Source organism: Flavobacterium resistens (assembly GCF_900182645.1).
GTDB classification, from domain to species: domain Bacteria; phylum Bacteroidota; class Bacteroidia; order Flavobacteriales; family Flavobacteriaceae; genus Flavobacterium; species Flavobacterium resistens.
In genome coordinates, this window is record NZ_FXTA01000006.1 from 58,565 (window position 1) to 78,793 (window position 20,229).

At 34.1% G+C, this 20,229-nt stretch carries 19 protein-coding genes; 4 read left to right on the plus strand and 15 right to left on the minus strand.

Features of this window, described 5'->3' with window-relative positions:
• Positions 1-126: 126 nt before the first annotated feature.
• Entirely contained in the window at positions 127-1,374 is a 1,248-nt protein-coding gene (locus FN795_RS19365; protein ID WP_142452137.1) for a glycoside hydrolase family 71/99-like protein, read from the plus strand.
• A 25-nt stretch (positions 1,375-1,399) separates the two neighbouring features.
• Positions 1,400-3,418: a glycoside hydrolase family 97 protein gene (locus FN795_RS19370; protein WP_142452138.1), complete on the plus strand. Its 2,019-nt coding sequence runs from the start codon at positions 1,400-1,402 to the stop codon at positions 3,416-3,418.
• Positions 3,419-3,723: 305 nt separating this feature from the next.
• Here the strand turns inward: FN795_RS19370 and FN795_RS19375 are convergent, their stop codons facing one another.
• From FN795_RS19375 to FN795_RS19385, 3 genes are all read right to left on the minus strand, one after another.
• Positions 3,724-4,641, minus strand: coding sequence for a hypothetical protein (locus FN795_RS19375; protein ID WP_142452139.1), 918 nt, complete (start codon positions 4,639-4,641; stop codon positions 3,724-3,726).
• 373 nt (positions 4,642-5,014) lie between these two features.
• Positions 5,015-5,449, minus strand: a complete 435-nt coding sequence (locus tag FN795_RS19380; RefSeq protein ID WP_142452140.1) for a DUF6526 family protein — start codon at positions 5,447-5,449, stop codon at positions 5,015-5,017.
• A gap of 258 nt (positions 5,450-5,707) precedes the next feature.
• Complete coding sequence (locus FN795_RS19385; protein ID WP_142452141.1) at positions 5,708-6,202, minus strand: DNA-deoxyinosine glycosylase; 495 nt, start codon at positions 6,200-6,202, stop codon at positions 5,708-5,710.
• Between the two features lie 193 nt (positions 6,203-6,395).
• Here FN795_RS19385 and FN795_RS19390 point away from each other — a divergent pair, with 193 nt between their 5' ends.
• On the plus strand, positions 6,396-7,403 hold the full coding sequence (locus FN795_RS19390) for a helix-turn-helix domain-containing protein (RefSeq protein WP_142452142.1): 1,008 nt from the start codon (positions 6,396-6,398) through the stop codon (positions 7,401-7,403).
• Positions 7,404-7,468: 65 nt separating this feature from the next.
• Here FN795_RS19390 and FN795_RS19395 read toward each other — a convergent pair whose 3' ends face one another.
• From FN795_RS19395 to FN795_RS19430, 8 genes are all read right to left on the minus strand, one after another.
• Positions 7,469-8,668, minus strand: a complete 1,200-nt coding sequence (locus FN795_RS19395; RefSeq protein WP_142452143.1) for an NAD(P)/FAD-dependent oxidoreductase — start codon at positions 8,666-8,668, stop codon at positions 7,469-7,471.
• A complete protein-coding gene (locus FN795_RS19400; RefSeq protein WP_142452144.1) occupies positions 8,665-9,204 on the minus strand; it encodes a low affinity iron permease family protein in 540 nt (179 codons plus the stop codon). Before FN795_RS19400 ends, FN795_RS19395 begins: the two co-directional genes overlap by 4 nt.
• Entirely contained in the window at positions 9,182-12,031 is a 2,850-nt protein-coding gene (locus tag FN795_RS19405; RefSeq protein ID WP_142452145.1) for an AsmA-like C-terminal region-containing protein, read from the minus strand. Before FN795_RS19405 ends, FN795_RS19400 begins: the two co-directional genes overlap by 23 nt.
• 12 nt (positions 12,032-12,043) lie before the next feature.
• Positions 12,044-12,874 carry an MlaD family protein gene (locus FN795_RS19410; RefSeq protein ID WP_142452146.1) on the minus strand — a complete coding sequence of 277 codons (831 nt, stop codon included), beginning with the start codon at positions 12,872-12,874 and terminating at the stop codon, positions 12,044-12,046.
• A 22-nt stretch (positions 12,875-12,896) separates the two neighbouring features.
• On the minus strand, positions 12,897-13,676 hold the full coding sequence (locus FN795_RS19415; RefSeq protein WP_142452147.1) for an ABC transporter ATP-binding protein: 780 nt from the start codon (positions 13,674-13,676) through the stop codon (positions 12,897-12,899).
• A gap of 1 nt (position 13,677) precedes the next feature.
• Positions 13,678-14,436, minus strand: coding sequence for an MlaE family ABC transporter permease (locus tag FN795_RS19420; RefSeq protein WP_142452148.1), 759 nt, complete (start codon positions 14,434-14,436; stop codon positions 13,678-13,680).
• Positions 14,437-14,695: 259 nt separating this feature from the next.
• Positions 14,696-16,966: a glycosyltransferase gene (locus FN795_RS19425; RefSeq protein WP_142452149.1), complete on the minus strand. Its 2,271-nt coding sequence runs from the start codon at positions 16,964-16,966 to the stop codon at positions 14,696-14,698.
• Positions 16,947-18,026 carry a glycoside hydrolase family 130 protein gene (locus FN795_RS19430; RefSeq protein WP_142452150.1) on the minus strand — a complete coding sequence of 360 codons (1,080 nt, stop codon included), beginning with the start codon at positions 18,024-18,026 and terminating at the stop codon, positions 16,947-16,949. The genes FN795_RS19425 and FN795_RS19430 overlap by 20 nt, the downstream gene beginning before the upstream one ends.
• Positions 18,027-18,287: 261 nt before the next feature.
• On the opposite strand from FN795_RS19430, the gene FN795_RS19435 reads away from it, so the two are divergent.
• On the plus strand, positions 18,288-18,455 hold the full coding sequence (locus FN795_RS19435) for a DUF1328 family protein (RefSeq protein WP_142452151.1): 168 nt from the start codon (positions 18,288-18,290) through the stop codon (positions 18,453-18,455).
• 80 nt (positions 18,456-18,535) lie between these two features.
• On the opposite strand, the gene FN795_RS19440 is transcribed toward FN795_RS19435, so the two are convergent.
• The 4 genes from FN795_RS19440 to FN795_RS19455 form a co-directional block, all read right to left on the minus strand.
• Entirely contained in the window at positions 18,536-19,000 is a 465-nt protein-coding gene (locus tag FN795_RS19440) for a DUF1440 domain-containing protein (protein ID WP_142452152.1), read from the minus strand.
• Between the two features lie 34 nt (positions 19,001-19,034).
• Positions 19,035-19,544, minus strand: coding sequence for a DinB family protein (locus FN795_RS19445; protein WP_142452153.1), 510 nt, complete (start codon positions 19,542-19,544; stop codon positions 19,035-19,037).
• Positions 19,545-19,564: 20 nt separating this feature from the next.
• The gene (locus tag FN795_RS19450; protein ID WP_142452154.1) at positions 19,565-19,939 is read right to left on the minus strand and encodes a VOC family protein; all 375 of its coding nucleotides are present in this window, start codon (positions 19,937-19,939) and stop codon (positions 19,565-19,567) included.
• A 71-nt stretch (positions 19,940-20,010) separates the two neighbouring features.
• Entirely contained in the window at positions 20,011-20,220 is a 210-nt protein-coding gene (locus FN795_RS19455) for a hypothetical protein (protein ID WP_142452155.1), read from the minus strand.
• Positions 20,221-20,229 lie beyond the last annotated feature (9 nt).

Genomic DNA, 20,229 nt, shown 5'->3' on the forward strand with positions numbered 1-20,229 from the left:
AAAAAAGAAACTTATTTCTTTCACAAAGATTGCTATGTGCATTTTAAATAAGTGAAACGCCTTTTTTTGAGTGCTAAAAGCTATGTTTCTATGTGTTTAAAAATAAAAAAAACAAATTACATCAATATGAAAAGATATATCACCTTATTGTTTTTTGGGATCGTGAATATTTTAATCGCCGCCGGATGTAGCAGCAGTGATGACAAAGGTCCAGATAAACCAACTGAACCGGAAACACTTGCTCCTGTCGCGATTGAAAAAACGAACAGCACCAAAATTTACGTTCATTATATGCCTTGGTTCGAAACCAATGAAAGCAGTGCCGATAAAAAATGGGGATATCACTGGACAATGGCAAATAAAAATCCAAATACTATTGGAGCAAACAACCGCAGGGAAATTGCATCCTACTATTATCCACTGATTGGGCCTTATCATTCGGGCGACAATAATGTGATTGAAAATCATTTATTATTGATGAAATATTCAGGAATCGATGGTGTTTTGATCGATTGGTACGGCACTTATGACGTAAACGATTACCGAATGGTAAAAGAAAATACAGAGCAATTAATTGCCATGCTAAGTAAAGTCGGACTTGAATATGCAATTGTTTATGAAGACCGAGTAACAACAAATGTTGTAAATGCAGGAAAAGCAATTTCTGTTACCAGTGCTGCAAAAACTGATTTAGCTTACATGCAGACGAATTATTTTTCTAACGCCAACTACATCAAAATAAACGGAAAACCTCTATTGCTGAATTTCGGTCCAATTGTATTGCAGACACCAGCCGAATGGACAAATGTTTTTAGCACATTATCTGCAAAACCTACTTTCCTGACGCTTTGGGATCAATCTGTTGAAGCGGGAGATAATGCTTCTGGAGAATATTCATGGGTTTATAAAAACAGCACTTATTTAACGAATTGGTACACCAATACAAAACCAAAACTTTCAGTTGCAATGGGAAGTGCTTATCCTGGTTTTAAAGATTTTTATGCCGAAGGTGGAGGCGGAGCAGCAATTGGATGGACAATTGAGCACAACAATGGCGCAACGCTTGATGAAACGCTTTCTTTGGCTAAAAATGCAAACCTGAGTTATTTGCAGTTGATTACTTGGAATGACTTTGGTGAAGGTACAATGTTTGAACCAACAGTTGAATTTGGTTACAATTATATCGAAAAAGTAAAAACTTTTGCCGGAGTAAAAAACACCGAATCCTATTTTGCAGATATCAGCAAACTATATAACCTAAGAGTTGAAAAGAAAAGCAGTGCCGATGCTCAGAAAAAATTAGATCAGGCTTTTAATTATTTTGTTTCGATGCAACCTGCAAAAGCAAAACAAGTAATAAGCGAAATAAAATAAGAGCTGTAATTAATACAATTAAATAATGAAAAACATAAGATATAGATACTGCCTGATCGCATTAGCCTCAATGCTGATTTGCGCTTGCGGTACTAAAAAAACGACATATAAAATCAGCTCTCCTGGAAAAAACACCGAATTAGTTTTTGAATTGACTGCTTCTGGACAACCTCAATATAGTTTTACTTCTGGCGGAAAATCGGTTATTGAGCCTTCTTTGCTGGGTTTTGAGTTTCAGGGAATTCAAAAAATGACAGATGGTTTTGAAGTAGTTTCTACCGAAGAAAAAACTTCCGATGAAACTTGGGAACAACCTTGGGGAGAATTCAAAAAAGTGAGAGATCATCACAATGAATTGATTGTTCATTTAAAAGAAGCAAAAGGTGAGGAACGCTTGGTTGATATTATTTTCAGAGTTTTTGACGATGGTTTAGGATTTCGCTACTCTTTTCCCAAACAACCTAATTTAGGAAAAGTGAAGATCTCGAATGAAATTACGCAGTTCACTTTCAAATCAAATAATGACGTTTGGTGGATTCCTGTGCACCGCGAAAATAGTTATTATGAAAGTGAATATCGCAAAACGCCAATCAGCAAAACCGATACCATTAATACTCCGGCTACTTTCGAAACAAAAGAGAAATTATATGTAGCGATTCACGAAGCTAACTTGACTGATTTTGCTTCAATGACACTTTTAAAAACAAGTGATAAACAATACAAAAGTGATTTAGTGCCTTGGGCTGATGGTGTAAAAGTGTATGCCGAAACTCCTTTTGTAACGCCTTGGAGAACTATTGTTGTCGGAAAAACTCCAGGTGATGTGGCGACTTCGACTATTATGCTGAATTTAAATGAACCTTCAAAAATTGAAGATCTTTCCTGGATTACACCATCAAAATATATTGGAATTTGGTGGGGAATGCATTTAGAAAAATTCACTTGGGGACAAGGGCCTAAACACGGTGCTACTACAAAAAATACCAAAGAATATATTGATTTTGCTGCGAAAAACAATTTTGACGGCGTTCTGGTTGAAGGCTGGAACGAGGGCTGGGACGGCGACTGGACTGCCGACGGATCTGCATTTAGTTTTGTAAAAGCCTATCCAGATTTTAATTTGGAAGAAATTACAAAATATGCAGCCATAAAAAATGTCCGATTAATTGGCCACCATGAAACTGCGGGCGCTTCTAAACATTATGAAAGTCAGCTTGAAGATGCTTTTAAACTGTATCAAAAAATGGGAGTTAATTCGGTGAAAACGGGTTATGTAAACAAGTATTTGGATAAAAAAGAATGGCACGATAGCCAGTATGGAGCGCGTCATTACAGAAAAGTAATTGAAACGGCGGCTAAATACCATATTATGATTGATAATCACGAGCCGATGAAAGGAACGGGAATTCAACGCACGTATCCAAACTTTATGTCGCAAGAAGGCGGAAGAGGACAGGAATACAATGCATGGTCTGTAGATGGCGGAAATACTCCACAACATTTAACAACTTTGCCATTTACAAGAATGCTTTCCGGACCTTTTGATTATACGCCCGGGAATTTCAATTTTGATTATAAAACGCCTTCTGGAGCACGAGTGCAAACGACTTTAGCGAATCAATTGGCTTTGTATGTTATTATTTTCAGTCCGTTGCAAATGGCTTCTGATTTGCCAGAAAATTATGTTGGCAAGCCTGAATTTCAATTCATAAAGGATGTTCCTTGTACGTGGTCATACACAAAAGTTTTGGATTCTAAAATTGGAGAATACACTACAATTGTTCGTAAAGATTGGGACGAGAAAAACTGGTATTTAGGTTCAATTACAAACAAAGATGCCAGAGATTTAAAAGTGGAATTGTCATTTTTAGATGCCGGAAAAGAATATGAGGCAACCATTTATGCTGATGGAGAAGGAGCAAATTATAAAACAAATCCGTATCCGGTTACGATTTCAAAACAAAAAGTAAATAATAAAAGCGTAATAAATATCAAATTGGCAGCTGGAGGAGGAACAGCTATAAAATTCACTCCGTTAAATTAATTGAATTAGTTTTCGTTTTATTTTAGTTAAGTTTAAGTTTGAGCAAATGAGCCCGATTTCTTTTTAAAGATTTCGGGCTTGTTTATTTTTTGTTTCAGGTTTCAGGTTTCAAGTTTCAAGTTTAACGTTGACAGTTTAACCGCAAAGCACGCAAGGTTTTTATTATCTGTATGGCTTAATATAAACGCAAAGTTCGCAAAGCTTTGTGTAAAAAAACTTTGCGAACTTTGCGTAATCCTTAGCGTGCTTTGCGGGAAATAAAAACTTAGTATCTCAGAACCTTAGCACCTTAGCATCTTAAAAAATTATTTATGAAGTTTAACATGGCTTCCAAAAGTATAAACAGCAGCTATAGTTGGTCCATTATAACCCCATTTAAAGAAACCATTTAGTCTTTCTTTTTGAGCATCAACTCTAATGTTTAAGCCTGTAAATCCTGCTGTTAAACTAAAGTTTTTATAAACGTTATATAATACAGAAAGGTTGTAGCTCAAAATACGGCCATCGATATCATTTACTTTTAAAGCGAAGTAATTGAAATTAGCATAAAGTCCCACTTTTTTGCCTAATACAAATTCTCCCCAAACACCAATATCTGGTAATGGCGCAGTTACACCGAAATCATCATGAAATTCGACGCCCTGTGTCTGACCTTCTAGTCTCAGACCAACATCTATTAACATTACGTGAGCACCTATTAAGGCACCTATTTCATAAGTTGGTTTTGACACAAACGCGTAGCCATAATATATTCTAATAATTTGATTGTCAAAAAATGCTGAAACACGACCATCAATTGGATAAGTATGATCACCGAATTCGATATCTTTTTGAAGGGTTTTTGTTGATGTTCTGTCTAAATAATAATATTCAGAACCTAGTCTTGATCTTCTTGAAATGCGCCACTCAAAAGAAGCAGCAAATGATTGGGTGTTTTTTTTAAAACCGAGATCTTTTTCAAAATCGATCATATTTCCAAAATTACCGTTGTTGCTTCCTACTTCTACCTGTGTGTTGTTTATTGGAAAAAATGCACCGGCTGTAAATTTAAATCGACGTGCGTGCCAAGGCAAATCTTCGGGATCATAATTTTGACCTTCGTCAGATTTTAAAGAGTTGTTTTGTACGGCGGGTAAAGTTTCGGCTGGAATTTCGGCAGTAGTTTGTGCTTTGGCCAAAAAACAAGAGAAGAAAACTATCATAAAACAAATTAATTTTTTCATCGGATTTAATTTTAGAGTTTTTGATAAATTTTTAACACTTAAAGTTAACAAAAAAAATCATTCATTTAATTTTTTGCCGTTTATTATTTAGATAATTCCGTTGATTATCAGTTTGATAGTGTTTTGAGATTCAAAAATTTATAAAATATCTCTTGAAAACGAGAGCCGCGTGAGGGATAGAAGCTGGCTGCCGAAGCAGCGCGGATAGCCCGACAGCTTTTAAAAAAAGGCCTCAATACGCACAAAGCATATTAAGGCCTTTTTTTAAAAGGTGGCACGCCCTTATTGAAGTTATGAGTTATGAGTTTTGAAATGTAAAATGATGACATATAGTGTGAATTCATAATTCATAATTCAAAACTCATAACTAAAATCAAACCCTGTTATAATCCGCTTTCCAGTGAATGATTGCTTTTTTGATGGCATCGCCGGTAAGATTGTTTTTTAAGGCATCTTCCAGCAAGGGTAAAAATTCATTGTCTGGTGCAAAACGAAGTGCGAAAATTTGGTCATCAGTTAATTTGTATTCGAATTCTTCAAGTCTTTTTCCAGTTAAAGTGAAGTAACGATAACGGAGTTCTAAGCGTACGATTCGGTTTTGTAAAATCAGGGCGTAATGCTGACGAAGCATGAAAGCCAGACAAAAAAGAAATATAAAGCAAACGCTTATAAAGGACCAAATTAACGTGTCGTTTGTAGTGCAGGCAAAATAAATGCTGCATAGCAAAAAGACAGTTAAAATGGGATAATATACAAAATGATGAGGTGTGTAAAATCGTATGTGGTTGTAATAGGTTTGAACTTTCATAATTGTTGTTTTTGGTATTAATTAAAAAAACAAAGCTACCCTAAAAATTAGAATAGCTTTCTTTCTCAAAATAAACTAACATAACCAATGTTTCCTTTATACTTTAAACTTTTTAAAAGTTTGTAATTCTATTTATTTGAAAAAAGCCTTCATTTCTGTCTTAAATCTTTTGCTGCTATGGCTTTAATTTCTTGATAGTAAAATTAGTACGTGTGGGATTTTTTTCGTTATACTTTAAGTTTAAATTGTTATATGATTTCAACTTTGATTTCGTAAATCGGCAATAATTTTCCATTCGGATAATTTTGAATCGAAAGTTTTTCCAGCATTCGCGGGGCTTGTTGATGGAAGTGTGTAAAGTTGGTAAGGATTTTTCAGATGAACGTATTTTTTGAAAAAGGCATGCGCTTTCTGGCCATTGAAAAGTATGGTTTTGATATTTGGATGCTGTTTTAAAAAGCTTTCAAAATCGTTGGCAATTTCATTTTTAATAGCAGTATCCAAACTTCCTATTCGTTCACAATATTGTAAAACATCCCAAACTGCAATTTTATTTTTTTTAAGTATTTCTTTTCGGACTTCATAATCAGTGGAGGAATCTTCATTGAGAATTATGAAAATGAATTTCCAGAAATTATTCTGCTTATGTCCGTAATATTGATTTAGTTCTAATGATTTTGTACCGGGCATTGTTCCGAGAATCAGAATTTCAGAGTCGTTTGATGCGATTGGAGCGAACGAATAGCTTTTCATTTTTTTTGAATTAAGAAAATTTCTGTTTGAGTTAAATTTTTAATTCCGAAGTAATTATAAAACAAAACGCCAAAATTATATAACATTTTTGATGAATGCTTGACCGAACTTTGGAATATTGATTTATAAAACAAAAGAATTTGTTTTTTGCCTGAAATATGAAATAAAAATACCAAATCTAAATATAAGCAAAATGAAAATAGTTACCATACATACAGAGCAAATCCAAACTGTGTTTGAGGAATTAAACAGTAATCTTGACGGAACCATAACTTTTGATTTCGATGAATATGCTTTAGAAATCAACAATAGTTTTGCTAAAGGAACTATAACTGGAGCTTCTTTCAATGATAATATTTCATATGTTCAATTTGATATGACGTTTTCGATGGCTGTTCGAATGGATTTTTTGAATGTGATATCAACGCCTGTTTATTTTGCTTATTGCTCAAAAGGAGGTTTGTCGCACAGTTTTGGAATTAATGGCGAAGAACGTAAGTTTCAGACTTTTCAAACTGCTATTTTGGCTTCAAATCAAAATCAGGATAATGTTTTGTTTTTTGAAAAAGATGTGAACACGAAACTGACTCTGATTATTGTAGGAACTGAGACAGAATCTCACTTAATGCCTTCTTTAAACCAAAAAGTAAAAGAAACTTTTTTTGAAAATAATGCACTTCAGAACTTTTTTTATATGGGTTCATACAATTTAAAAATTGCTGAAAAAATCGAACAACTAAATGCCGTAACTCAAACCGGTATAGTTAGAAATTTGCTGAAAGAAGGAATTCTGAAAATCATTCTGGCAATGGAAATCCAACAACATAGCGACGATTTAAATGCTTTTCCGAAAGATGCAAATTGTCTGACATTAAAAGAAATGGAAGAAATAAAAGAGCTTTCAGAATTTATTAAATTAAGTCCGGAAGAACCATTTACTATAAAATCGCTGAGTAAAAAATCGGGTTTGTCGCCAAATAAACTTCAGGAAGGATTTAAAATGATTCACGACAGAACGGTCAATGATTACATAACACACATGAGGGTTTTGAAAGCCGAAATTTTAATGCGTACATCCGATTTAAATATTTCTGAAATCGTATACTGCATTGGTTTTACGAGCAGAAGTTATTTCTCTAAAATTTTCAAACAAAAATTCAATTGCAGTCCGAAAGAGTATAAGTTTAATTTAAGTTGCTAAGGTACTAAGCTATATTGAAGCGAAACTTAGAATCTTAGCAACTTAGTACCTTAGTACCTTTTTTCTCAACGCCCAAAGCGGTAATATTCTAAATCCATATTGCTTTTATTATTTATCGAATCTAAAATTGAATTCATTCCGATGATGCTGAATGTGATTCCGTTTCCGCCAAAGCCTAAAACATAATGCTCATTTTTTTTAGGATCTGGTTTTCCAAAATAAGGTAAACCGTCTTTTGTTTCGCCGAATGTTCCCGCCCAGGAATAATCTAGCTTAAAATTAATATTTGGAAATTTTCTTTTGAAGGAACGCATTAAAAACTGTTCTTTTTTCGGAATTAATTTATCACGTTTTTTAGCGTCTACGAAATCTTCATCGCCACCGCCTATAATCAATCTGTTGTCTGTGGTGGCTCTAAAATACAAATAAGGATTTGAAGTATCCCATAAAATTGAGTTTTTGAAGACTGCAGGCAAATCAGGTAAACTTTCAGATGCGATGACATAAGTACTTTTTAAATCGACCACTTTTTCTTTTAGGGTTTCAGTGCTTTCATAACCAGAACAATGTATTATGTGCTCTGCCGTAATAAGGTTTCCGTTTTCTGTTTTAGCAATAGATTTGCCACCGTGATTACTTATCGATTCAATATTTGTGCGGTCAAAAATTTCCATTCCTTTATCGCGGCAATAGATAAGTAAATCTTGCGCCAAATGATAAGGATCTACAACAGCAGCTGTTTTCGATTCTATACCAGCAATTGCTTTTAATCCCATTGTTTCTAATTCGGCTTTTCCAAGCCAGTTGACATCAAATCCGTGTTGTTTTCTAACCTTGAATTCATTTTTTAGAAAAGAAATATCTTTTTTAAGCGTACAGAAATAAATACTTTTTTTGAACTCAAATCCGCAGTCGCTTTGTATGGTGTCAATAATAGTACGCAAATCAAAAATCGCTTTTTTTCCATTTCTGTAACTGTTTATAGCACAGTCAGCGCCGCGCATTTTGATGAGTTCGTGCAACGAAACATCAATTTCATACTGAAGCAATGCGGTGCTCGCGGCGGTGCTGCCGTTGCAAATATCGCGTCGGTCCACGAGAACAACCTTTTTTCCGTCATTAATTAATTTATAAGCAATTAATGCACCTGTAATTCCTCCGCCAATAATCAGAATCGGGGTTTCGATATCTGAATTTAAGGAGGGATAACTTGCCTTCATTTCGTTTTTTAATGGCCAGAAAGTTTCGGTTGAGCGTAGTTTCATTTTTTAGCGGTTTTTGAGGTAGTTGTCGAATTTGGTTTTTTTGCTGTTTTGCTTTTAGGCTTATTCGGAATTTTATTTTCGGTTCTATTTTTATTTTTTCGCGAATGTTGCTCTTGTGCTTCAGCAATAGAATGCGATGTTCTTATGGTTTCGTCTTTTTTAGCCAGCTCACTTAACCTGCGATAATATTTTTGAACGATTTCCATTTCTTCTTCAGTCATGCTTTCAATATCAACCAAGCTGTTGCTGGAAAATTCGCTTGATGCAACCAATTCATTAAGTTTTAGCTGAATCGCCAGTGAATCTTTGTTTTGCGCTTTCTGAATTAGAAAAACCATCAAAAAAGTGATGATGGTGGTTCCGGTATTAATAACCAATTGCCAGGTTTCAGAATAGTCGAAAAATGGCCCGGAAACTGCCCAGACTACAACAATTAAAAAAGCGATAATAAAGGCCGGAGTGCTTCCGGTGGCTTTGCAGACTGCACTTGAAAATTTTTCGAATGCGCTGTTTTTATTTTGAGTTTTTGTTTTCATTTGATTTTGCATTTTTGGGTTTGCTTACTTTTTCTTCCCGAATTACTTTGTTGTGTTTTTCATCATAAACAGCTTCATCTATTTTTTGTCCTGTTTTGCTGAAAATCTTAATTTTTGGATCTTCATGTGTTCCAGTGATGACAATTGGAAATCCGATTATCCCAAATGGCGGAAGTCCCAAACGCATTCTTAAATCCAATAAACCATCAAAACTCGTAGTACCTTTAATCGTTGGTCTAAAACTGGCAACGGAAAAAGTAAATGGCTCAACATGAATCAAGTTATTATCAATACTCGAATTAATTTCGATTCCTTTCATATCTGGATTATCCAAACCTTTTTGGCCCGTTTTTGAACTGATTCCGTCAAATAATTTTAAGCCTTTTACCTGAACATCACTTAAGTTTATGGTTCCGCCACCTTCGAGGGATTCATAAATTGGTCCCATATTTCCGTTTAAATCGCCTTTGACTTTATAATCAACAGAAATAATTCCCTGCGCTTTTTCGGCAACAGTTACCATGTCATGAAACATCGGAATTTCTTTGTATGCACGCTGAACGCTAAAATCTTTGGCTGTAAAATGTGCATCAAAATGGGCTGAAGTTGGCGATTCATCTTTATAAGAAGCATCAATTCCAAGAATACAATCGATAATGCTAAAAGTGGCTTTTTCTAAATAAAAACCTTCTTTTGCGATACCCACTTTTCCTGAAAGTTTGTTTAAAATCAATCCGTTGTATTCGACTTTATCGGCATTGGCGTTAAGCGAAACATTCAGATTTTTAGGAACAATTACAACACCGCTCATTTTCGGATGGTCTTCTTTGGCATAATCCACTTCAATATTTCGGTCTTTATTTTCGCCTTTTTCAAGTGCCATAAATTCATCAACATTGATCAGTTTTGATTTCATGTTGAAATTTCCGCTCAAAGTTCCGTGTGATTCAAGGAAATAGTTGATGGTGTTTAAAAGATATCCGTTAATGTCAAAATCTGATTTTCCATATGAAGCATAGAATTTCTCAAACCACATTTTTTCATTTTGAAAGCGGAAATTTCCTTGTTTGATGAAGAAAGCTTTCGGAAAAAGTTCTGATGTTGCTTTAATGTTTTTTAGTAGAAGAGTTCCTCGATTATCCAACTTATGATATTGTCCGGTTGTCGCATAACTTTGTTTTCCTTTAAGCGAAAGATCAGCTTTTGCATAACCAGTAATGTCAATTCCTTTTTGAGAAAAAACCTGATAAATTCGGCCAACATTCAGCTCTCCTTTAATTTTTGCATTATAAGCCAAATCACTAAAATCAGAAAGTGTTGCGTTTACATACATCGGATTTCCCTCAAAAACAAAGGATGCCGGTGCAACTGCCACGATTAAATCCTGATATGTTCCCGCTTTATTGAGCACATTGGCCACAAAAGTGATATCGGTAATTGGGTTAGGATAGGAGTTGGTTTTGAGCCAGCCGTTATGTAGTGCGATGCCGCCAATGGTTTTTGGAAATAGTTTTTTTGAAGTGCTAAAAAGACCTTTAGCCTGAATATTCGTTTTTAAAATTCCTTTTAATTCAAGAGAATTCAGACCCAGTGCTGCGTCAACAACAGCGAGATCTAATGCGCCTTTTACGCTTGCATCAATCATCATTTCGTTAAAACCTTTACTGCGCAGATAAGCATTGAAATAGTCTTTTTCGCCTACTTTAAATTTAAAAGTTCGAAGATTGACCAATAATTGCTCCATGTCTAATTCAGGTAAAATCGCATTCAGATCCATTTGAAAATCAGTCAACGGAACTGGGGCATTTTTATAATTTACAGCGCCATTATCGATTTTTAAATTGAAAGCTAAATTTGGTTTTTGTTTTTTGGCGACATTGTAATTTCCTTTAAAAGTGAAAAGCAAATCGCTTCGACCGGAAACTTCAGTTTTTTCCAGCCAGGTCAAATATTCCGGAGGCATTACAGATAATAAATCTTTTACAGTTGTATTTTCTGAAGCGGCTTTGATGTTGATTTTATAGCCATCTTTTAAAATCGTAAAAAGCCCTGTAAATTTTAAGGGCAGTTTATTGATATGAAGTTCATTTTTTTGAAGAATAAACGAAAGAGCGTGCGTATTGATTCGGGTTATTAAATTGGCACTGACATTTTTTCTTCGTAAATAACCTGTCCGATCATAAAAGAAATCGAGATTGTCAATTTTTGCATTTGTATTTAAATCAAATATATCTTCGCTCAGATTTCCTTTTCCGATGTAATTAAAGCCTTTCGCATCAACCAAAATCTTCGCCGAACGATCATTGTATTTTACATGACAATTTTTAAGATCAATTCTTTCTAACCGAATTGCAGTTCCTTCTTCAGGTGCATTTGGATCATTTTTTTCATCTTTTCGATCTTCTGGCGCGATATAAATATTGTAATTAGCTTGTCCCTTTTGGTTGACCATTATATTGATTAAAGCATCAGAAACGTACAATTTGTTGATTTTAACTTCATTGTCAAAAATCAATCTTTTCAAGTTTATTCCAAATGCAACTTGTTCGGCTTTCAGTAAAGTATCATTGCTGAAAGGCGCAGATCCTGTCATCGACAAATCATCTAATGAAACTGTCAGCGACGGAAAATGAGTAAAAAAGGAGAGTTTAGATTTCGAAAAATCCAATTTGGTATCTAAACGTTCATTGGCAATTTTTTTAACTTCAGAGGCAACTTTTCCGGGGAATAAAAGCGGAATCAAAAACAACAATAACAAAACTCCTGCTATCGTTATTCCTGTCCATTTTAAAATTTTAAGGCTTATATTTTTATACGAAGTTTTCATGGCGTAGAAATTTTACTGTTTTTTTTCAGGCTCTTTTTTAGCCTCTTCGGCTTTTTGTTTGTCCTGTTTTTCTTTTTCTTCCTTAGCTTTTTCTTGTTTTTCCTTTTCTTCTTTAGCAGCTTTTTCTTGCTGTTCTTGCTGCTTTTCTTTAATTTCTTCTTGCTTTTTAGCTTTTTCTTTCTCTTTTTTCTTGAAGTAGCCTCTAAACAGGAAATTGCTTTTTGCGGCTTCCATATTTTCACTGAAACCTTTAGTGCCACTTTCTAAGTTTGAAAGTGTATTTGTAACACTGTTTGCCATTTTATCATCGCGCACTAGTCTTGCTAAAGCACCATTTCCGTTGTTCATACTGTGACTGAAAATGGCTAATTCTTCGGAGATTACGCCTACGTTGTCGACACTTTTTTTGACGCTTTTCATGATATCATTCATTTCTATACCATCAATTGATGCTATTGCGCCGTTGTCTTCAATGATTTTTGTTGATTTTGGACCTGGAGAAATTGTCAGTACTTTATCGCCCATTAACCCATCTGAGCCAATGCTGGCACGGGCATCGGTTTTTATGAATTTGCGTATTTCATCTTTTATAACCATCGAAACAATTACAGAAGAGTCGTTTATAATTCTGATTTCTTCGACAGTCCCAATGTTGATTCCAGAAAAACGAACATTGTTCCCAACTTCTAAACCGCTTACCGTTTTAAATTTTGAGCTAATGTGAAATGTTTGGCCAAATAGGTTTTTTTGTTTTCCAATAAAATAAATGGCCATAATGAAAAGCAGCAGTCCAACTGATACAAACATTCCTAATTTCCAAGTATATCCAGATTCCTTTTCCATGATTTCTACAATTTATTTTGCTTTATTCAAAAAATGAGCGTACCCATTCGTCCTCGTCTTTTTCTAATTCTTCATAAGTTCCTTCAGCATGGATAACACCATCTTTTAAAACCATAATCCTGTCGGCAGTTAATTTGGCACAGGCCATATCGTGTGTAATAATTATCGATGAAGTTTTTTGTTTGTGTTTGATATCCAGAATAAGTTCGCTTATTTCTCGCGACGTAATTGTGTCTAATCCTGTTGTGGGTTCATCGTATAAAATGATTTCCGGTTTTAAGATCAGCGTTCTTGCCAGACCAATTCTTTTTCGCATTCCGCCAGATAATTCGGCTGGCATTTTATCAATTGCATCGCCTAGACCAACACTATCAAGGGCTTCTATAACTTCATTTTCAACTTCATCTTCGGTTAAATCTCTTCTATGTGCACGTAATGTAAAAGCCAGATTTTCTCTAACCGACATTGAATCGTAAAGCGCACCGCTTTGAAATAAAAAACCAATTCGAACCCGCATTTTATTCAATTCTTCTTTTGAAAGATCCAGTAAATTTTCATCAAAAACAGTTATTTCGCCCTGATCAGGTTCAATCAAGCCCACAATACATTTTATGGTAACTGATTTTCCAGAACCAGAACGGCCTAAAATCACCAAATCTTCACCTTTATTGACGGTGAGATTCACACCTTTCAGAACTTCGTTGTCTTTGCCAAAAGTTTTGCGCAGATTCTTGATCTCAATGATTGGAGTCTGTTTTTTTTCTTTTGATTTTGGGTCGATATTTTTCTTTTCCTTAATCATCTTAAAAAAATAAATCGGTTATCTGTACAGCCACCATATCAATAATAAAAATGCTTAATGAAGCTGTAACTACGGCCGAGTTTGCGGCTCGTCCCACACTTTCAGTTCCGTTTGCGGCATTAAAACCTTTAAAACAGCCAATCATTCCGATGAAAAAACCGAAGAAAAAAGTTTTGATTGTTGCCGGAATTACATCTAAAAATTCTAACGATTGTATAATCTGTGTTAAATAACGACGGAAAGTCACATCGCCATGAATATTGATTCCTGCATAACCTCCCACAATTCCAACCGCATCTGCAAAAAACACCAATATAGGAACCATTAATGTACAGGCTAAAATTCGTGTTACAACTAAATAATTATAAGGATTAATTGCCGAAACTTCCATAGCATCAATTTGTTCTGTCACTTTCATTGAGCCAAGTTCAGCTCCAATTCCAGATGAAATTTTTCCGGCACAGATTAGAGCTGTAATTACTGGTGCAATTTCACGAATCAAGGAAAGTGCCACCATTCCCGGAAGCCAGCTTTCGGCACCAAAAGTTACTAAAGTAGGTCTGGATTGAATGGTTAAAACCAAGCCCATGATAAAACCTGTTATCGCTACTAAAGGAAGCGATTTGTAACCAATGACATAACATTGCCTTAAGAACTCTTTTGCCTCGTAAGGAGGAATTAAAAGTTCCTTAAAAAATCGCGATGCAAACATCGTTGCACTTCCAATTTGTGAGAATGTATTTTTTAAGCTGAGAATCAAAATATGTCTTTTTTAAAGTTGAAACATGTTATAAATCAGTTTTTAACAGTTTTATGTTACTTTTCTAATTATACATGAAAGTTACCCTAATACTTGTTAAAATCTTTTACACAACTTTTTTTGAAGCTTATATAATTTACATTCAAAGGCAATATTTTGATGAACGTGACGTTCGCAGGTTTTTTAAAACAAAAAATCCCTTTCATTGAGAAAGGGATTTTAAGGGTTTAATTGAATTTTGGTCAGCGTTATTGCAAATTTAAGAATTTATAGCAATACCTCTACGAGTTTTTATTAGAGGAATAACTTTAGTTTCTGAATGAACGAAATTTTCCATTAATAAACGTGCGGTTAAAAAACAAATGGTCGATTCTGCACCTTGATTTAAGTTTACGTTTTCCTTTTCAAGACCGTCGTAACCACCGCCACTTATTGGATTATACATAATTTGGCCTAAATGATTTTTTCCTAAAAACCAGTTAAAAGCGGCTTTCATTTTGTGTTTGTAATCCGGGATTTCAAATGCATCATAAAAAGCATTTAAAGTCTGAATCGTATAAGAAACATCAATTGGTTGTTCACCATATTCTCTTGGAACTGAATTTTTTTGAAGCCAGCCCTGATTTGAAATCACTTTAAACTCTTTGTTGACAAACATTTTTGACATTAAAAAATCTAAAGAATCTAATGCTACTTTTTTGTAAATCGGCTTGTTGGTAATTAAATAGGCATAAAGCATTGATTCTGGAAGAATTCCGTTTGCATAGGTCAAATAATTTTCAAACCATTTCCAGCTTTCCGATGCGTGATCTTCGTAATTGGCAAGCAGTTTTGCATTTAATTTATTAATGATTGCCGCAACATATAAATTAGGAACAGCATTATGATAATAATACAAACCTTTTGTAGCAAAACCTATTGAACGCGGAGATTGAATCGTTTCGGCCCATTTTAAGGAATTCAACAAGCATTTTTCTGCTTTTTTTGAAATGTTTTCAGGCAGAATATCCTTATTAGAAATCACAACTCCTAAAGCCCAGATTGCTCTTGCATTAGAGTCTTCTAAATTCACCTCGGCATTTTGTTCAATGTGTTCGCGATAATCCTGATCGACATAATTGATGAAGCTGCCGTTTGGTTTTTGACATCTTTCAATAAAATCCAAATAAATTAAAATATATGGCAAATCTTCTTTGTCTTGCGTTAATTGATAATGCATGCAAAAAGCAATCAGCGCACGCGCATTATCATCTAAAGTATAACCAGATTCCAAATCTGGAATCGAAATTTTGCTGAATTGGATAATTCCCAAATCAGTAGTTAATTTTTTAATATGATTTAAGTGAATTTTTGGATAACTAAATTTAATTTCAGAGGTATTTTGAAACAGTTTTTTATAAGTATTCATGTGTGTAATAGCACAGTTTTCCCATGAAAATGCTCTGGTTTTTGAGAAAGCCTGAATTCCCATTTCATGTCTTAAATCTTCGTCGGAAATTAATTTTAAAGCAGCTTCTGCAAATTGATCTACATTTCCAATATCAACTAAAAATCCCAATTCAGGAGTCAATACTTCTCGTGTATGCGGAATTTTTGAAGCGACCATTGGGCAGGCACAGCTCATCGCATAAGAGAAAGTTCCACTTACGGCCTGATTTGGATCTTTTGATGTAAACAAGTAAATATCAGTTGCTTTTAAATAATCTAAAAGCTCGTTTGTCTCTAAATATTCATTTATAAAACGGACATTATTTTGCAAACTTAGTTCTTCGACAATTGCTTCTAATTTATTGCGATAAGCATCAACGCCGTCGACAATTAAATTTGGATGAGTTCTGCCAATTATTAAATACAAAACATTTGGCTCTTTTTCAATAATTTTCGACAATGCATGCAAACCTGTTTCGATATTTTTCCCTTCGCCCAAAAGCCCGAATGTAGATAATACCAAACGATCCTGAATATTGAATTTTGCTTTTGCCTGATACGGTGTCTCATAAACTACAATATGCGTTCCGTGGTGCATTGTTGTGATTATTTCTTCTTTAATTTCATAATCGTTCATCAAAATCTCTCTTGATTGATTTGTCATTACAAAAACAGAATTGCTATAACTCAAAAGTAATTTTACAAATGTTTTCAAATCATTGTTCGGATTCGGAATAACACTGTGAAAAGTAAAAGTTACCGGTTTTTTTATAACGTTTAAAAAATCAAGCAAATGATCTCCATAATTACCACCAAATAAACCAAATTCATGCTGAATGTGGACTAATTTTACGTTTTCATCTTTATTGATTTCCTCGGCTACTTTTGCATATTCTTCTCTGTTTTTAGTATTTAAAGTATATGCTTGTGTGGGATTTTCTTTTGGTTTGTCAACTAATTCGCAAATTTCGCAAGCAATCGATTTGCCAAAAACATCTGTAATTCCTTTAATGGTATCTTGCGTATAAGTTGCTATTCCGCATTGTGTTGGAGGAAAAGTAGAAAGAAAAACTATTTTCGATTTATTTGATATCGTCTTCATGGGGATTCTGTTTTAATTCAGTTAATAAGTCGTTCAAGTTCAGTGAAGCCACCGCAATTTTGTCATCGGCGGCGCCGTAATAAATATATAGAAGGTCATCAAAAATGGCTGTTCCGGTTGGAAAAACTACATAATTTACATAACCGTGTCGTTCGTAATGTTCTGAAGGCGTAATGATAGGTTTTGTCAATCTTGACAGCACTTTTGCTGGATTATTAAGATCCAATAAAGCAGCGCAGGAATGATATACCAAACCTTTTTCTCGTCTTTCAGCTGCATGATAAATCAGCAGCCAACCATCTTTGGTTTCAATTGGTGGGGCGCCTGGACCAATATGACTGGTTTCGTGGTCAAATTTTGGTTCCAGAATAATATGGTCTGGTAAGTTTTTGATGTATTCCTTCCAGAATTCAACTGTTAAGTCATTTTTTTTCTCAAAAGAGACAATCTGAATGGAAGGAAACAATCTATGTAAAGCTATAAATTTTCCGTCAATTTTCTTAGGAAAAAGGACTACATTTTTATCCCAAACAAACAAATTTTCCTTCATTGTTTCCGTCAGCGGATAATTTCTTTCAGTATTGAAAGCCAATATTCTTGCTATACTTGGGTTTTGTAAGTGTCTTCTAATCAGATTTGTAAAATCGTGTAAAATAAATTTAGGCGTTATTATCCCTTTTTTTTTGAAAGAAATCAAATCTTTTGATGTTGCCAAAGCACCGCATGCATTTATTCCGTCATATGTTACATACGTCATATAAAAAGTATCATCAATTTTTGTTATTCTGGGATCCTCAACCCCATGGATTTCATAAATATATTCAGGAACAAAAATTGGCTCTGAACGTCGCTCTACTAATGTTTTTGGTCCCTCAAATTTGCAATATCCAATCGTTGAAAAGTTGCCTCTTTTTGCAGCCCTGTAAAACATATGAATGTTATTTCCATCTTGATAAATAGCAGGATTTAAAACACCTAATTCTTCAAAGGAGCGTTCCGTTTTTTCTAAAATGATGCCATGTTTTGTAGCTGTTATGCTTTGAACCGTTGCTATTTCCATAGTGCTAAAAATTTTTATCTAAAATTACTTTAGGAACTAGGCGACGATTAATCCAATCGATCAAAAAGTTAACTCAAAAGCATTTGCATGGGAATTTTGTAACAGCGATTTATGAATTTTAAAACGTTATGATAGAATATATTAAAATACTAATGCGTTAATAAAAAAACTTTTAGAGTTAATGAAAAATTATCCAAAAATTACCTTTGAAAAATAATAAAAAGACTATGAAAATTTTATTAAAAAATAAAATCATGCAGTATGACACATTGGACAGTTACTTTTGTTGTACTCGCTTTAATAGCAGGAATCTTGGGATTTGGGACAATGGGAAATGAGCCTTCTATGCTTGGTCAAGCGTTGTTTATTGTATTTTCGATATTATGCTGTATAACCGTAATTATAGGAAAGATAAAAGTGGCACATTAAAGCAGTAATGACTAAAAAAAAAGCGAAACCTAAATTATTAGGTTTCGCTTTTTTTAATTTTATCTTTTGTTGTCAAGCTATTATCGCAACGATAGATATTTTTTATGAAGGAAAGCTATCGGAGTTCCAATGCAGCAGATCAAAATTATCATGGATAAGAATAACGGAAAATCTAAATGTTTTTCTGGCAAAACTGGAAATACAACCGGAAGAACTACAAGATTCATTATAATCCAAACAAAAATGCCGTAAACAATTCCAGATATTAATGTGTTTTTTTTCAAAAATGAAAAATAAGGGTAAACGGTAAAATAAAACCAAGTAAAGGTAAAAGCTATAAAATAATGCAATAATAACCCGTATAATGCCATTTGCGAACCTCCAGAATAGGCTTCTTTTTTGAAGATACCGCTTGCAATGGATTGTAAAATTTTAACTCCGGTAGTTTTGTTCAGAATTCCGGCATAAATAGTAATTGCAGCAACAACGTCGAGAGTTCCGGCAATTAATCCTGTAATAAAAATTGCTCCGCTTTTTGATTTCATATAAATAGGTTTTGGTTGATTTGAAGCTTTGGAATTATATTTTGGTCAGCATTTTAAAAATAGAATTTAATTGGTGTGTATGTCTTTGCGTATGTACGAGTGCAAAATGAATCCATTCATAAATCGTGAAATTTTCAAAACCCGGAACATGAAAATCCAGACAAGTTTGGGTTAAATCATGCTTTTCAGTTTCCTCAAGCAAATCCGATTCTATTTTTAAGATGGATAAAGTTAATGAATTTTTATTGTAATCTTTTTTTTCCGGTACAAGAAACTCAGGCGCATTCATTTTCGAATTAAAATTGAGAAAAATAGAATCCAATTGCGATACAAATTCCTCGTATTTCCGAATGGTTTTTTCTTTTCTTCCATCAAATAATTTTGGATAACCAGAACAGGCAAGTATAATATGTTGTGTTGTTTGTCCTGCGGTCCAGCCGTCTTTATAAGGAATTGTGTTAAATTCTTCTTCTGAAAAAGAAGAAACTATTTCGTTTAATTTTTTGAATGTTTCAACAATATTTTTTTGGACTTCGGTTTTCATATTATTGATTTTTAAGTTAATCAATTTACGGATGTAATCCACCAGACATTTCCAAACGGATCAGTTACGCCACAGGTTCTTCCATAATCCTGATTGCTTAATTCCATTAAAGAAGTGGCTCCGTTTTCTAAAGCTTTTTTATATGTTTCATCAGCATTTGGAACGTAAACAAACAAGTTTGCATTTTGTTTTGCCCAGTCTGTTATTTCATCGGTAATCATTATCGTGCTTCCGTTGAGTGTGATTTCGGCGTGCATAATGGTACCGTCTTCGCGAAGGGATTTGGAACTCGTTTCAGCTGCTCCAAAGACATTTTTTGTGAAATCTATAAATTTAGATGCGCCTTGCAAAATTAAATAAGGCATTATCGTTTGGTGTTCTGCTGGAATATTCATTTTTCAAAAAATTAAGTAAATTAAAATTACAATTTTATTTTTAATATTTTGTAATTCAGTGAATTATGAATTTAAAGAAGTGTTTCGCAATGGTATCCGCAGGAATTTAGAAGTTCAATTACGCTCGTATTGCAAATGAATGATGCCTGAATACGAAGAATTTTATCGCAATCTTCTAAATCAAAATTGATAATGCTATTTGGAAAATGTTCAAGAAGTTTCCCAACAATCAGATTAGATTGTTCAACTTCCTGAACATTTGTTTTGAAAACCTCAATCATCACAACCCA

Bases quoted from the DNA above. Each gene is read 5' to 3' on its own strand.
- FN795_RS19365 (WP_142452137.1), top strand. From the start codon at position 127: ATGAAAAGATATATCACCTTATTGTTTTTTGGGATCGTGAATATTTTA.
- FN795_RS19370 (WP_142452138.1), top strand. From the start codon at position 1,400: ATGAAAAACATAAGATATAGATACTGCCTGATCGCATTAGCCTCAATG.
- FN795_RS19375 (WP_142452139.1), bottom strand. From the start codon at position 4,641: ATGAAAAAATTAATTTGTTTTATGATAGTTTTCTTCTCTTGTTTTTTG.
- FN795_RS19380 (WP_142452140.1), bottom strand. From the start codon at position 5,449: ATGAAAGTTCAAACCTATTACAACCACATACGATTTTACACACCTCAT.
- FN795_RS19385 (WP_142452141.1), bottom strand. From the start codon at position 6,202: ATGAAAAGCTATTCGTTCGCTCCAATCGCATCAAACGACTCTGAAATT.
- FN795_RS19390 (WP_142452142.1), top strand. From the start codon at position 6,396: ATGAAAATAGTTACCATACATACAGAGCAAATCCAAACTGTGTTTGAG.
- FN795_RS19395 (WP_142452143.1), bottom strand. From the start codon at position 8,668: ATGAAACTACGCTCAACCGAAACTTTCTGGCCATTAAAAAACGAAATG.
- FN795_RS19400 (WP_142452144.1), bottom strand. From the start codon at position 9,204: ATGAAAACAAAAACTCAAAATAAAAACAGCGCATTCGAAAAATTTTCA.
- FN795_RS19405 (WP_142452145.1), bottom strand. From the start codon at position 12,031: ATGAAAACTTCGTATAAAAATATAAGCCTTAAAATTTTAAAATGGACA.
- FN795_RS19410 (WP_142452146.1), bottom strand. From the start codon at position 12,874: ATGGAAAAGGAATCTGGATATACTTGGAAATTAGGAATGTTTGTATCA.
- FN795_RS19415 (WP_142452147.1), bottom strand. From the start codon at position 13,676: ATGATTAAGGAAAAGAAAAATATCGACCCAAAATCAAAAGAAAAAAAA.
- FN795_RS19425 (WP_142452149.1), bottom strand. From the start codon at position 16,966: ATGAAGACGATATCAAATAAATCGAAAATAGTTTTTCTTTCTACTTTT.
- FN795_RS19430 (WP_142452150.1), bottom strand. From the start codon at position 18,026: ATGGAAATAGCAACGGTTCAAAGCATAACAGCTACAAAACATGGCATC.
- FN795_RS19435 (WP_142452151.1), top strand. From the start codon at position 18,288: ATGACACATTGGACAGTTACTTTTGTTGTACTCGCTTTAATAGCAGGA.
- FN795_RS19440 (WP_142452152.1), bottom strand. From the start codon at position 19,000: ATGAAATCAAAAAGCGGAGCAATTTTTATTACAGGATTAATTGCCGGA.
- FN795_RS19445 (WP_142452153.1), bottom strand. From the start codon at position 19,544: ATGAAAACCGAAGTCCAAAAAAATATTGTTGAAACATTCAAAAAATTA.
- FN795_RS19450 (WP_142452154.1), bottom strand. From the start codon at position 19,939: ATGAATATTCCAGCAGAACACCAAACGATAATGCCTTATTTAATTTTG.
- FN795_RS19455 (WP_142452155.1), bottom strand. From the start codon at position 20,220: ATGATTGAGGTTTTCAAAACAAATGTTCAGGAAGTTGAACAATCTAAT.